This is a genomic window from Kosakonia sp. Marseille-Q7440, from assembly GCF_965119485.1.
In genome coordinates this window covers 1,982,521-1,996,714 of record NZ_CBCPLT010000001.1, presented here as the reverse complement: position 1 = coordinate 1,996,714, position 14,194 = coordinate 1,982,521, and the positions used below count along the sequence as shown (strand labels likewise).

General features: G+C 58.7%; 11 protein-coding genes. 6 read left to right on the top strand and 5 right to left on the bottom strand.

Going from position 1 to position 14,194, the window contains the following annotated elements; all coding sequences use genetic code 11:
- The first annotated feature begins 8 nt into the window (after positions 1–8).
- From ACWPW2_RS09250 to ACWPW2_RS09230, 5 genes are read left to right on the top strand one after another with little or no spacing between them, the layout of a single operon-like run.
- On the top strand, positions 9–953 hold the full coding sequence (locus ACWPW2_RS09250; RefSeq protein ID WP_023478638.1) for an ABC transporter permease: 945 nt from the start codon (positions 9–11) through the stop codon (positions 951–953).
- The gene (locus ACWPW2_RS09245) at positions 950–1,801 is read left to right on the top strand and encodes an ABC transporter permease (RefSeq protein WP_054803971.1); all 852 of its coding nucleotides are present in this window, start codon (positions 950–952) and stop codon (positions 1,799–1,801) included. The genes ACWPW2_RS09250 and ACWPW2_RS09245 overlap by 4 nt, the downstream gene beginning before the upstream one ends.
- Positions 1,798–3,405, top strand: a complete 1,608-nt coding sequence (locus tag ACWPW2_RS09240) for a dipeptide ABC transporter ATP-binding protein (protein ID WP_454122584.1) — start codon at positions 1,798–1,800, stop codon at positions 3,403–3,405. The genes ACWPW2_RS09245 and ACWPW2_RS09240 overlap by 4 nt, the downstream gene beginning before the upstream one ends.
- A complete protein-coding gene (locus ACWPW2_RS09235; protein WP_454122582.1) occupies positions 3,402–4,391 on the top strand; it encodes a putative FMN-dependent luciferase-like monooxygenase in 990 nt (329 codons plus the stop codon). The genes ACWPW2_RS09240 and ACWPW2_RS09235 overlap by 4 nt, the downstream gene beginning before the upstream one ends.
- A gap of 9 nt (positions 4,392–4,400) precedes the next feature.
- Positions 4,401–5,492 (top strand): alkylhydroperoxidase domain protein, encoded by a 1,092-nt coding sequence (locus ACWPW2_RS09230; protein ID WP_454122580.1) that lies wholly within the window; start codon positions 4,401–4,403, stop codon positions 5,490–5,492.
- A gap of 150 nt (positions 5,493–5,642) precedes the next feature.
- On the opposite strand, the gene araJ is transcribed toward ACWPW2_RS09230, so the two are convergent.
- Positions 5,643–6,812, bottom strand: a complete 1,170-nt coding sequence (araJ, locus tag ACWPW2_RS09225) for an MFS transporter AraJ (protein ID WP_454122578.1) — start codon at positions 6,810–6,812, stop codon at positions 5,643–5,645.
- 146 nt (positions 6,813–6,958) lie between these two features.
- On the bottom strand, positions 6,959–7,870 hold the full coding sequence (locus ACWPW2_RS09220) for a LysR family transcriptional regulator (RefSeq protein ID WP_454122576.1): 912 nt from the start codon (positions 7,868–7,870) through the stop codon (positions 6,959–6,961).
- Between the two features lie 109 nt (positions 7,871–7,979).
- Between ACWPW2_RS09220 and ACWPW2_RS09215 the strand changes: the two genes are divergently transcribed.
- Positions 7,980–9,164 (top strand): MFS transporter, encoded by a 1,185-nt coding sequence (locus ACWPW2_RS09215; protein WP_454122574.1) that lies wholly within the window; start codon positions 7,980–7,982, stop codon positions 9,162–9,164.
- A 365-nt stretch (positions 9,165–9,529) separates the two neighbouring features.
- On the opposite strand, the gene fdnI is transcribed toward ACWPW2_RS09215, so the two are convergent.
- Genes fdnI through fdnG form a run of 3 tightly spaced genes read right to left on the bottom strand, consistent with a single transcriptional unit; the run spans position 9,530 to position 14,123 of the window.
- Positions 9,530–10,186, bottom strand: a complete 657-nt coding sequence (gene fdnI, locus ACWPW2_RS09210) for a formate dehydrogenase-N subunit gamma (RefSeq protein WP_076769826.1) — start codon at positions 10,184–10,186, stop codon at positions 9,530–9,532.
- A complete protein-coding gene (gene fdxH / locus ACWPW2_RS09205; RefSeq protein ID WP_454122572.1) occupies positions 10,179–11,063 on the bottom strand; it encodes a formate dehydrogenase subunit beta in 885 nt (294 codons plus the stop codon). The genes fdnI and fdxH overlap by 8 nt, the downstream gene beginning before the upstream one ends.
- Positions 11,064–11,075: 12 nt before the next feature.
- Positions 11,076–14,123: a formate dehydrogenase-N subunit alpha gene (gene fdnG, locus ACWPW2_RS09200; protein ID WP_454122570.1), complete on the bottom strand. Its 3,048-nt coding sequence runs from the start codon at positions 14,121–14,123 to the stop codon at positions 11,076–11,078.
- Between the last annotated feature and the right edge of the window lie 71 nt (positions 14,124–14,194).

The following is a 14,194-nucleotide window of genomic DNA, read 5'->3' as shown; positions in this document are numbered from 1 at the left end:
GGATCGTGATGAGCCACTATCTGCTGCGACGCGTCGGGCAAGGGCTGCTGGTGCTATGGGCCGCCTTTACCCTCTCTTTTTTTCTGCTCCAGGTGCTGCCCGGCGATGCGGTACTGATTAAATTTCAGAACCCGGACCTGGGCCTTAGCCCGGCGCAAATCGAGGAGATGCGGGTTGCTTACGGCGCGGATAGCCCGCTGTGGCAGCAATATTTCCACACGCTGTTTGCCATGCTGCGCGGCGATGTTGGTTACTCCGTACAGGCCGGGGTGCCAGTGAGCGAGCTGATCGCCAGTAACCTGCCCGACACCCTGACACTGGCACTGCCCGCCTTCTTACTGGCGGCGGTGCTGGCCTTTACCCTGGCGGTCGCCTCGCGCTTGCCGGCGCTGCGCTGGCTGAGCAACGTGTTCCAGTCCCTGCCGGTGCTCTTTATCTCGCTGCCGACCTTCTGGCTCGGCATCGCACTTATTCAGCTCTTCTCCTTCCAGCTGCGGCTGATTCCGGTGATTAACCCGTCGCCGTTGCAGGGGCTGATCCTGCCGATTATCACCGTGGCGATCCCGATCTCCGCGCCGCTGGCGCAGATCCTGATGCGCAGCATCGATCAGGTATCGGTTCAGCCCTTTGTCGGCGTGGCGCGGGCAAAAGGGATGAGCGAAACCGGCGTGTTGTGGCGGCATGTGCTGGGCAACGCCCTGCTGCCGGTGCTCAATATCGCCGGTTTGCTGCTCGGTGAACTGATTGCTGGCGCATTGATCACCGAAACCGTGTTTGGTCGTGCCGGGCTGGGCCAGCTTACGCAGCAGGCGGTCAATAACCAGGATATTGCGGTGCTTCAGGCGGTAGTGATGATCTCCGCACTCGGCTTTGTGCTGATCAATCTGTTGGTGGATTTACTGATGCCGTGGTTTGACCCGCGGTTGCAAACGGTCACCGGAGGCGCGTCATGAGTCTGGTTGATTATGCGGCGGCGGCCCAAAAACGCACACCGCTACGCAGCCCGTTGCGCTGGCAACCGGGCTTATGGCTCGCGTGGCTGGTTCTCATTGCGGCGCTGCTGGCCGCCTTTTTCCCGGCACTGTTCACCGGCTGGAACCCGGAAGAAGGCGTCGCCGGTGCGCAGCGGCTTGCGCCGCAGGCCGGACACTGGCTCGGCACCGACCAGTTGGGTCGCGATCTCTACGCCCGGATTGTTTACGGTGCCAGGCACTCGCTCTCCGCCGCGCTGGCCGCCGTCACCATGGGGCTGGTAGTGGGCACGCTGATCGGTGTGCTGGCCGGCGCGTTTGCCGGTCGGGTGGAGTCGATTCTGATGCGTCTGGTGGATGTGCTGCTCGCCATCCCGTCCCTGCTCTTATCCCTGACGGTGATTATTTTGCTGGGCTTCGGAACGGTGAATGCGGCCATCGCCGTCGGCGTCGCCTCTGTTGCCAGCTTCGCGCGGCTCGCCCGCGGCGAAGTGGTGCGCGTTCGCCACACCGATTATGTCGAAGCTGCCTGGGGCAGCGGCGGCACCTTCTGGACAGTGGTGTGGCGGCATATCTTGCCCAATTCGCTTACCGCCGTGGTGGCCTTTGCCACCCTGCAGTTTGGTCAGGCCATCCTGGCGCTCTCGACCCTCAGCTTTCTGGGTTACGGTACCCCGCCGCCGGTACCGGAGTGGGGATTGCTGATCGCCGAAGGGCGCAACTACTTATCTACCGCCTGGTGGCTGACGACCTTCCCGGGGCTGGTGGTGATCATGGTAGTACTGGCCGTCAACCGCATCAGTCGTCAGCTCAGTGGAGGCCACGCATGACGCTTCTGTCCGTAGAAAATTTGACCCTCAGCTACCGCACCGGGCAGGCGTGGCGCGAAGTGGTACATAACGTCAGCTTCAGCCTCAAGCGCGGCGAGATGCTGGCGTTTGTCGGTGAATCCGGCTCGGGGAAAACCACCACCGCGCAGGCGATCATTGGCCTGTTGGCAGAGAATGCCCGCCGCGATCGGGGCGAGATCGTGCTCAATGGCGAAACCATCAGCCACTGGTCGGCGAAGCGTCTCGACAGCCTGCGCGGCGCGCGCATAAGCCTGGTGCCGCAGGATCCGGGTAACGCCCTCAATCCGGTAAAAACCATTGGCGAGCAGGTCGGCGAAGTGCTGCGCCTGCACCGCCAACTGAGCGCTGCCGAGCGCAACGCGCAGGTGCTCTCGCTATTGCACAAAGTGGGGCTGAGTCACCCGGAGCAGCGCATGGCGCAATATCCTCATCAGCTCTCCGGTGGTATGAAGCAGCGCGTGTTGATTGCCATCGCCATTGCGCTGCAACCGGAAGTGATTATTGCCGATGAGCCGACCAGCGCTCTCGACGTCACGGTACAAAAACGGATCCTCGATCTGCTGGACACGCTGCGGCGCGAATCGGGCACTGCGGTGCTGTTTGTCACCCATGATCTGGCGCTGGCCGCCGAACGCGCCGACCGGTTGCTGGTGTTTCGGAATGGCGAGATCCAGGAGCACGGGGATACCAGCGCTATCCTTCGCGCACCGCGCCACCCCTATACGCGACAGTTGCTTAGCGATGTACGCGGCGAGGCTCTGACCATCGCCCCGGTGTCCGGCGATCCTCTCGCCCTCCCGGCGATTCGCCTGCAGGGGATCGCCAAACAGTTTTCGCTGGGTAAAGGCCATACATTGCAGGCGCTGGAGGCGGTAAGTTTTGAGGTATGCCGCGGCAGCACCCATGCGCTGGTGGGCGAATCCGGCTCCGGTAAAACGACCCTGGCGCGTATTCTGCTTGGTTTCGAGCAGGCGGACAGCGGAACGGTGGTAATTAACGGCAGTGACGTCACGCACCTGAACCGCGAGGCGCGTCGCCAGCTGCGACGCGAGATCCAGTTCGTTTATCAGAACCCCTTCGCCTCGCTCGATCCGCGCCAGACGCTGTTTGAAATCATCGAAGAGCCGCTGAAAAATTTCGCGCCGGTGGATAAAGCGACGCGCAGAGCGCGGGTCGAGGCGGTCGCCGGTCGGGTTGCCTTACCCGTTGAACTTCTGAGCCGCCGCGCCCGTGAACTCTCTGGCGGGCAGCGCCAGCGTGTGGCGATTGCACGAGCCTTGATTCTGGAGCCCTCCATTCTGGTGCTGGATGAAGCCACCTCCGCGCTGGATGTGACGGTGCAGGCGCAGATCCTCGCTCTGCTTCAGCAACTCCAGCAGCAACTGGGGTTGACCTATCTGTTTATCACCCATGACTTGGCGACGGTACGGCGTATCGGGCATAGCGTCACGGTACTGCGCAACGGCCGGGTGGTTGAGCACGGCAGCGTCGAGGCGCTGTTCGCCGCGCCGCAGGATGCTTACACCCGCGAGCTTATTGACGCCATTCCCCATTTTCAACCCGCTACGGAGGAGTTCGCATGACGCGAAAACGCCTGGGCTTTTTTACCCGTCTACTGGATAACGCGCCGCCTAAAGAGCGCTATCGCCTGGCGACAGAGCAGATCCGCCACGCTGAGCGTCACGGCTTTGACAGTGCGTGGATCGCCCAGCACCACTTTCATGAGCATGAGGGTGGATTACCCTCGCCGCTGCTTTTCCTCGCCCATGCGGCGGCGCATACGCAGACCATTCGCCTCGGTACGGCGATTATCACCCTGCCGCTGGAAAATCCGCTGCGCGTAGCGGAGGACGCGGCGGTACTGGACTTGCTGGCGGATGGGCGGCTGGAAGTCGGCTTTGGTTCCGGCGGCACGCCGACATCGTTTCTGCCATTTGGCCTGACGATTGATCAACGTGCCGCGGTATTTGAGGAGTCACTGCATCTGATTCAGAGCGCCTGGCGCGGCGATTCGCTCGCCCATCCGGATAATCATCTTTATCCGCCGGCACCGCAGCTGACGGAGCGGGTCTGGATCGCGACCTTTTCTATTGAGGGCGCGGTGCGTGCCGCGCGGGCCGGACACGGTTTGATGCTCTCGCGCACGCAGCCGCGCCCTGCTGATAAACCTCGCTTAAGGCTGGATGAGATTCAGAATCCGATAGTCGATGCCTATCTCGATGCCCTGCCAGACGGCGTTGCGCCGCGTATTCTCGCCTCCCGCACCGCGTTTGTTGCTGATACCACCGCGTATGCGCTTCAGGTCGCCACGCCGGGTTTGACCCGCCAGGCAGAGCAGCATCGCGCCGCAGGTCATACACTCATCGGTGACAACGTCACGGATTATATCCAGCAGTTCGACGCGCATATTGGCGATCCGCAAACCGTTCTCGCCTCGCTCCAGCAGGATTCCGTGCTGCTGCGCGCCACGGATATCTCTTTCCAGGTGCACTCGGTGGAGCCTTCCCATGCGGACACGCTGCGTTCTATTGAACTGATTGCCGGGCATATTGCGCCGCATATTTTATAAGGAGTCACCATGAGCTTAAGTCACGATATTCTCGCCGATCTGGCCGGGATCGCCCCTTCATCTGCCCTCGCCGCCGCCCGCCAGACCCGCGAGGCAGCAACGCGACATGCGCAAGGCAGCTACGACGCACTTTTTACCACCCATGATGAAACTTTCTCTGCCGAGGCGCGCTTTAGCGTGGCGGCCAAGGTGGCGAAATGGCATAACGCGGACGATCTCGCCGCGCACTATGCGGGCCTGGGTCTGACCGATCCGACGTCAGCGCAGCTGGCACCCGCGATTGAGTTTGCGCGCCTGCTCACCTTCTCGCCGGTTAAAGCGACGCCGGAGGCGCTAAACAGCCTGCAGGCCGCGGGCTGGACTGCAGAAAATATCGTTACGCTGGCGCAACTGATCGCCTTTGTCAGTTTTCAGAGCCGCCTGCTTGCCGGGCTGCGTCTCCTGAATGGCAAACCGGTATTACGTAATGACGCTCCTGTTGTCGCAGGCAGCTGGCACACAAGTGCGCAAACGCGAAGCGGCAAAGTGGCGCCGGTGCGTTTCACGCAGCAGGAGTTGGGCTGGGAGCCATGGATCGCCGCAAAACCGCTGGAAGAGTTCAGTGTGGATGAGCAGGCCGTTCTCGCCAGGTTTGGCCACAGTAATTCCGACTATTTTCGTCTGCTGGGACGCAACCTGCCGGTGCTTGAGCAGCGCACGCTAACGGATAAAGGGATCTTTTATACGCCCGGTGGCCTGCCGCGTGCCGAGCGCGAACTGGCCGCGACGGTCGCAAGTAAGGTGAATGGCTGTATCTATTGCGCCTCGGTACACGCACGCAAAACCAGCCAGTTATCAAAGGAGGATAACGCCGTAGAGAGGTTGCTGGCGGTGGCGCCAGGCGGCGCGTTACATGAGGGGCAATCAGCGCGCTGGCAGGCGGGAATTGACGCCGCCGCCGCGCTCTCCGTGACCCCGCCAGCGCTGACCAGAAACCATATAACGCGCCTTGACAGCGAGGGACTGGATACGCTTGAGCAGCTGGATCTTATTCAGTCCGCCGCCTTTTTTGCCTGGGCCAACCGGCTGATGTTAACCCTGGGCGAACCGTTCGTGCCGTAGAAACGTTCCTGACGTAGCCTCGTGTCGGATGGCGCTACGCTTATCCGACCTACGAAACCCCGCAACCTTTTATCTCCCGCAGGCCGGATAAGGCAAAGCCGCCATCCGGCGTTTTATCATCGTGCCTCAACCCCTCACATCGGCATTGCGTTACACTGTCACCACTTCTGCCTGATGTCTGGCGATACGACGGTTATAAATCAGCAGCGAGGTTAGCGCGGCAAAGGTCAGCACCGCCGCTGGCAGCGCCAGATAGTTATAGCTAAAACCGAAGGCGAAAATCAGCCCGCCAAACCATGCCCCCACCGCGTTACCGAAATTAAACGCCATCTGCCCACCTGCGGCACCCAGCATTTCGCCCCCCTTCGCATTTTGCAGCAGCATGATTTGCAGCGGCGCAGAGAGCGCAAAGAGGCCGGCGCAGCAGATGAAGCCCAACGAGAGCGCCCCCGCTTTGCTGTCGCCGAGGAAAAACAGCGCCACCATCGCCAGCATGATCACCAGTTCGGTCGCTGCCGCGATGCGTATTGGGCTGAATCTCGCCGACACTCTGCCGCTGAACATGTTCCCCAGCACCATCCCCAGCCCCATCAGCATCATAATCAGCGTCATGGCATTTTGTGAAAAGCCGGAGACGCTCACCATAAAGGGCTTCACGTAGCTGAACCAGGCAAACACCCCGGCATTGCCGAACATGGTGGCGGCGAAGATGAGCCACGGCTCCGGTTTCTTCAGAAAGTGAAACTGTTCGCTCAGGCGGGTCGGCGCGGTGTCATAGAGACTCGGCACCCAGAAAATGACCGATACCAGCACCAGCACGAAAAAGAGCGAGATCAGCACAAAGGTGTAACGCCAGCTAAAGAGATGCCCAATCCATGTACCAAGAGGAATACCGATCAGGTTAGCGACGGTCATCCCGGCGATCATCCCGGCTACCGCCATCGTCACTTTCCCCGGCGGCGCGATTTTCGAGAGGATAATGGCACCGACGCCAAAGATAGCGCCGTGTGGAAAACCTGAGATCAGCCGGCCAATCACCAGCATCGGATATGCGCTGGAGAAGGTGAAAATCGTATTGCCGACAAAGCAGAGCGCCACCAGAAAGAGCAGCACATTTTTCAGCGAGAAGCGGTTGGAGAACATCGCCATGATCGGCGCGCCAATCACCACCCCCGCCGCATAGGCGGAGATCATATGCCCCGCCGACGGAATGGAGATCCCGACATTATTCGCAAGTTCGGTCAACACGCCCATAATACCGAACTCAGCCATCCCAAGACCAAAGGTCGCAAGTGCCAACGAAAAAACCGTTTTTTTCATACCACTAACCACTTGTTAAAAGTTTGCGACGGGCATTATTGACCATTCGCGTAAGGCAGACCAGTTGAAACCCGTCCGCTGACGTTTTAATCCATGAATACAGTTTTTCTGCCCCTGTTTAATCAACGGGGCTTTGCAGCCCCTGTTTAATCAACGGGGCTTTGCAGCCCCTGCTGCAGAAAATCAATCAACGCCCGCGTTTTGACCGGCAGATAGCGGCGGCTGGAGTAGATCGCAACCAGACGCAGCGGCGCTGCCGCCTGCGGGAAGACGATCTCTACCAGACGCCCCTCATTAATCGGCTGATGGCAGGCCTGTTTTGACAGAATGGCGAACCCCACACCCGCCAGCGCAGCTTTGAAGGCCATTTCACCACTGTTGACGCGGTAATGCCCTTTCACGTTGACCACCTCATGCTTGCCCGCGGCATCGACAAATTGCCAGGCTGCGCCGTTCAGCGCGCTGACGGTGGTAATGCAGGGTAAGGTTTCAAACTGGCGGATGGAAACCGGCAGACCGTAACGCTCAATTAACGCAGGCGCAGCCACGATGTTGCAGGGAAAGGTCGCCAGAGGCCGGGCAATGTAGTCGCTGTCATCCAGATCGCCACGGGTAACGATAACGGCGAGATCCACCTCTTCGCGCAGGGATTCGAAGCCGGAAAGATTGGTTATGCAACTGATCTCCAGTTCCGGGTAACGGCAGGCGAAATCCGCCAGCAGATCGCCGAGCAGCGCCGGCCCCATCTCGCTCGGAATGCAAATGCGTAGCGGCCCTTTTAGCTGCACCTGGCGCGACATCAACTCCGCCTCCGTCTGCTCCAGCGACTCAAGCAGCGGCTTTGAGCGCGTATAGAGAAGCTGCCCGGAGGGTGTCAGTTTACGGTGACGGGTTGTGCGCTCAATAAGCTGCACGTTGAGCATCTCTTCAAGCCGGGCAACCGTCCGGCTGACGTTCGATGTCGGCATGGTCAGCGCCTTCGCCGCCGCCACAAAACTCCCTTTATCTACCACCGCACAGAAAATCTTCAGCGCGGTAAAATCCAGCCCTGTCCGCATTTTTATCCCACTTTTGATAACAATGATGGTCATTTTTACCGGCTTATTCTCAAAACCGCCAGGTATTAGAGTGCCTGCTCCTCTTTTTTACAGGTTTAACTCGTTGCTTATGTCACAACAAAATGCCTCCCGGACGCTTACCAGCATGGCCATCGTAATCTCCTTTATCCAGTTCGCCAACGCGCTGGAATATATGGCCTTCAATCCAATATTCGCCTTTATGGCTCCGTCCTTTGCGGTTCCGCTCGCCTTCTCCGGCTATGTCTCTGCTGCCTACACGCTCGCCGCGATGTTCTCCGGAGCGATCGCGTTCTACTTCATCGGCGCAATCAATCAGAAGCGTTTTTTACTGAGCAATATGGCGCTGCTGTGCATGCTGACTGCCATGACGACTCTCACTACCCACTTTGGCGTGCTGCTGGCGCTGCGCTTTTTTGCCGGGCTGGTCGGCGGCACAACCATGGGTGTAGCCATAAGCCTGTTGATCAATGCCGCGCCAGCACAGCTGCGCGGCAAAATGGTGTCGACGGTGATCGCCGCGTTTTCCATGATCAGCATTGTCGGCATGCCAGCGGTGTTGTTTATCTGCTCACGCTGGGGGTGGAAAATTTCACTGCTTTCAATCAGCGCCTGCTGCCTTGTAGCTCTGGTTCTGATCGTGCGCTTTATTCCCGCGCAGCAGGTAATCTCAGCCACACGCAAGAAGATCGCCCTTGATGCGCAGACGCTGCTCTTCGCCTCCGGCAATGCGCTGGTGCAGTTCAGCCCGATGCTGCTCATTCCTCTGCTGGTGCCGCTGTTGCAACTGCTTGGCGCAACGGTCACAGAGCTTGCCTGGCTCTTTTTTGCCGGTGGCATCGCCGGGTATCTCGCGACCCGGTTTACCGGTCTGCTCACACAACGCTATACCACCCTGACGCTGGCGCTGACCTCCAGCGCCCTGTTTGTTGCCAGCCTGCTTATTCCGGCGCTGCACTACGCTAATCCCTGGCTTTTTATGGTGCTGTTTCTCGCAGCGGCCTACAGCCGCCTGGTCTCTTCATCGGTGCTCACCCTGCAGTTCCCGGATAATGCACAACGCGCAGGATTTAGCTCCTTGCAAACGGCGCTGATGCACCTCGCCACCACCGCCGCATTTTCACTCTCTTCGTGGCTGCTCTCCGCCCGGGCGCTGACCCTCGACGCTCTGCAACCGTTGCTGATAGTTTGCGCCCTCAGTGCCCTTCTTTTTCCTCTGCTGGTGCCGCTGTTGCAGAGGAAGCTGGCCCTACGCAGCGCAGCGTCACACCCATAACAAAAAGCGCCCGGCACGCTCCTCGCCGGGCGCCATCATCGTCATAACGCCGCGCGCCGTCACCAGGAAAACCAAAGGGAATGCAGGATTCTGGAAGATGCCTCGCAAAGATTTTCACCGTTTGCATAGCGTTGCTTTATTCAGGAAGCGACCTCGCAATTTCTGCACAAGCCTGAAGAAAGGACGTTGTTTGCATGATGGCGGATTGCTAATTTTCGCAGCACAAAGCCAGGGAGGAGATGATGGGAATGGATGGAGAAAAGAGAAGATTACGTTGCGTTGAGTCGCGCGGCAACGCGGGAATAGAGCGTAATCAGGCGCAGCTAAAAAACCGCTCCGGACACGATGCCGGAGCGGTTAGCGAATTACTTAATGCCTTCCGTACTCTCTTTTTTCGCTTCGAGACGTTCGACGTCGCGATACCAGCGCGGATGGTGCTTCATCGCCCACCGGCGGCTCACTTTGCCTTCGATCATGCCTTTGATCGAGCCTTTCACCCAGAAAGCCATATACATATGGATCAGGATGGCGTGGATCAAAATAATCGCCGAGGTCGCGTGCAGCAGCAGGCTGTAGCGAATGACCTGTATCGGAAAGCAGTGGGCAAAGTACGGACGCCAGATCACCACACCGGTGACCAGCAGCACGGTCATCATGCTCATAATGGTCCAGAACATCATCTTCTGCCCGGCATTATACTTGCCGACCTTCGCCACTTTGTGTTCGTTGCCCTTCAGTACCTCAACGATATTTTTCACCCACGGCCAGTCTTTCTTGTCCGGGATGTTGTGATGCACGAAGCGCACGAACATAAACATCAGCGCCAGGAAGATCACCACTCCGAAGAAAGGATGCAAAATGCGCCCCATCTGCGGTGTGCCGAAGGTTTCCGTCAGCCACTGCAGCGTCGGAAAGAAGAAGGAGATGCCGGAGAGCGCCACCAGAAAGAAGCAGATCACCACCGTCCAGTGACAGGCGCGATCGATAAATTTAGTGCGCACAATCATTTTCGACTTACTCATGATGATCTTCCTCTTCGTCATCCACCTCTTTATTGGGGCCAATGCCAATGTAGTGGTAAATCAGCCCGGCGAACGTGGCAAGGAAGCCTGCCGCCGACAGCGGTTTCAGCACCCCTTTCCACAGCCCAACCGCCGTATCGATATGCGGATCGTTGGGCAGTTCATGATAAAGCTGTGGTCGATCGGCATGATGCAGCACATACATCACATGCGTGCCGCCCACGCCCTGCGGATTGTAGATTCCCGCATGGCTGTAACCGCGCGCTTTCAGCTTCTCAACGCGCTGCTCGCCAAGTTCCAGCATCTCCTTTTTGGTGCCGAAATGAATAGCGCCAGTCGGGCAGGTCTTCACGCAGGCGGGCTCCTGGCCGACGCTGACGCGATCGACGCAGAGCGTACATTTATAGACCCGGTTATCCTCTTTACTGAGGCGCGGGACATTAAATGGACACCCGGCGATGCAGTAACCGCAGCCGATGCAGTTCTCCTGCTGAAAGTCGACGATACCGTTCGCGTACTGAATAATTGCGCCAGCAGAGGGGCACGCCTTCAGGCAGCCCGGCTCCGCGCAGTGCATGCAGCCATCTTTGCGGATCAGCCACTCCAGCTTGCCGTTCTGCTCGGTTTCGCTAAAGCGCATCACCGTCCAGGATTTGGCGCTGAGATCGGCGGGGTTGTCATAGACCCCGACGCAGTGCCCCACCTCATCGCGGATGTCGTTCCACTCCGAGCAGGCCACCTGGCAGGCTTTGCAGCCCACACAGGTGGAGACATCGATAAGCTTGGCGACCTCCGCTTTATAGTCACGCGCCCTCGGTGGCGGCGTGACGGGGTTGGTCGCAGAGCGTTTAATAATGTCCTGAGTTTCCATAACCATAATGTCGCGCCCTTACGCCTTCTCGATATTGACCAAAAACGCTTTATATTCCGGCGTTTGCGAGTTCGCATCGCCGACGTTAGGCGTCAGGGTGTTGGCGATATACCCCTTCTGCGCTACGCCTTCAAAGCCCCAGTGCAGCGGAATGCCCACAGTCTCAACCTGCTGACCGTGCACCTGCAGGGTTTGCAGACGCCTTGTCACTACCGCTACCGCGCGAATAAAACCGCGCTGGCTGCTGACCTTAACGCGATCGCCATTGCGGATGCCTTTTGCCGCGGCCAGCGTTTCGCTGATTTCAACAAACTGCTCCGGCTGGGCAATGGCGTTAAGCCGCGCGTGCTTGGTCCAGGTGTGGAAGTGCTCCGTCAGACGATAGGTAGTGCCGACATAAGGGAAGTGCTCTTTTTTCCCCATACGCTTCACATCCTCTGCGTAAATGCGTACCACCGGGCTGGAGACCACATTCGGGTGCAGCGGGTTAGTGCCGAGCGGCGTTTCCACCGGTTCATAGTGTTCCGGGAACGGCCCTTCGGCGAGTTTATTGAGCGCAAACAGACGCCCCATCCCTTCCTGCTGCATGATAAACGGCCCGGTGTTGCTTCCCGGCGGCGCGGTGTTGTAGTCCGGAATATCATTCCCGACCCACTTCGTACCGTTCCACTGGATCAGCATCCGTTTCGCATCCCAGGGTTTACCCAGGAAATCCGCCGACGCGCGGTTATAGAGCACCCGGCGGTTCATCGGCCACGCCCAGGCCCAGCCGAGCGTGTTGCCCAGCCCCGATGGATCGGCGTTATCCCGGTTTGCCATCTGGTTGCCCTGCTCGGTCCAGCTGCCCGCATAGATCCAGCACGACGAAGCGGTGGAGCCATCATCACGCAGCAGCGCAAAGCTGTTCAGCAACTGGCCTTTCTTCGCCAGAAGTTGACCGCTGGTGTCATAGAGATCTTCCAGCGCGTAGCCGTTGTTCTCTTTTGCCACCTCTTCGGAGTGCGGGTTATGCGGCTGGCTGTAGTGCCAGGACATATTGAGCAGCGGCTCCGCGCCTTTACCGCCTTCCGTGCGGTACATTTCGCGCATCCGGTGGTAAATACCCGCCAGGATCTCACCGTCGTTAAGCGCTTCGCCCGGCGCATCCTGCCCTTTCCAGTGCCACTGCAGCCAGCGCCCGGAGTTGGCAATCGAACCATCCTCCTCCGCAAAACAGGTGGAGGGCAGACGGAACACTTCCGTTGCAATGGCCGACGGGTCAACGTCGTTCATCTCGCCGTGGTTCTGCCAGAAGCTGGAGGTTTCGGTGACCAGCGGATCGATCACCACCATGTACTTCAGCTTGCTCAGGGTGCTGACAACCTTGTTCTTATCCGGGAAGGAGGCCACCGGGTTGAAGCCCTGGCAGATGTAGCCGGTCACTTCACCTTTCGCCATCATGTTGAAATATTTGATGACGTCGTAGGATTGATCCCACTTCGGCAGCCAGTCGAAGCCCCAGTCGTTCTCTTGTTGCGCCGCATCGCCATAGAACGATTTCATCAGGCTGACGAAGAACTTCGGATAATTGCTCCAGTAGTTCACCTGATCGGGCAGCATTGCTTTCGGCGTATTCGCCGCCAGGTACTGTTGCAGATCGGTCTGTTTTTCCGACGGCAGCGTCAGGTAGCCCGGCAGGCTGGTCGAGAGCAGACCCAGATCCGTCAGCCCCTGAATGTTGGAATGGCCGCGCAGGGCGTTAACCCCGCCGCCAGCCATGCCCATATTGCCGAGCAGCAGCTGGATCATCGCCATGGTGCGGATGTTCTGCGCACCGACCGTATGCTGCGTCCAGCCCAGGGCGTAGAGGAACGTCGTGGTTCTGTCTACGGCGCTGGTCGAGGCGAGCACCTCGCACACCTTCAGGAAGTCCGCTTTCGGCGTGCCGCAGATATTCTCCACCGTTTCCGGGGTGTAGCGGTCAACATGCTCTTTGAGCAGGTTCCAGACACAGCGCGGATGGGTCAGCGTTTCATCGCGTTTTGCATAGCCGTTGTCATCAAACTGGTAGTTCCACGTCGTTTTGTCGTACTGCCGTTTTTCAGCATCGTAGCCGCTGAACAAGCCCTCTTCGAAGGCAAAGTCATCCCGCACCAGCAGGCTGGCGTTGGTGTAGTGCCTGACGTATTCCGCGTTGATCTTGTTGTTTTCAATCAGGTATCGCAGCACGCCGGAGAGGAAAGTAATATCCGTTCCGGAGCGGATCGGCGCATAGATATCCGCCACCGACGCCGTGCGCGTAAAGCGCGGATCGACAACGATAAGCGTTGCGTCATTGTTGTTTTTGGCTTCCATCGCCCAGCGGAAACCGACCGGGTGGGCTTCAGCGGCGTTGCCGCCCATCACCATCACCACATTGGCGTTTTTGATATCAACCCAGTGGTTGGTCATCGCACCGCGACCAAATGTTGGAGCAAGACTTGCTACCGTTGGTCCGTGTCAGACGCGCGCCTGGTTATCTACCGCCAGCATGCCGAGAGAGCGCACAAATTTTTGCGTCAGCATGCCCGTTTCATTGCTTGCCGCCGAGGCGCACAGCATGCCGGTGGAGAGCCAGCGGTTAACCTTCACTCCGGCGTCGTTGGTTTCGACAAAGTGCGCATCGCGGTCCGCTTTCATCAGGCGAGCGATACGGTTAAACGCTTCATCCCAGCTGATACGCTGCCATTTATCCGAGCCAGGCGCGCGGTATTCGGGGTAACGCAGGCGGTTTTCACTGTGGACATAATCGAGCAGCCCCGCCCCTTTCGGGCAGAGCGCGCCCCGGCTGACCGGATGATCCGGATCCCCTTCGATATGGTAAATCGCTTCTCTGGCGTTCTTTGCGCCATCGCCGAGGCTATACATTAATAGCCCACAACCCACGGAACAGTATGTACAGGAGTTTCGGGTCTCTTTTGCGCGCAGTAATTTATAATTTCGCGTCTGAGCCAGTGCCATCTTCGGGGCGAACCCTAAAGCAGCGACCGTGGTTCCTGCCATCCCGCCCGCGCAGATACGAAAAAACTGTCTGCGGTTGACGTTCATTGCTTTCCTCAATAATCAATCTTCGCTTGCGGCGGGGAAACTAAACATTTCGCGGGGTTTAATAATTGCGG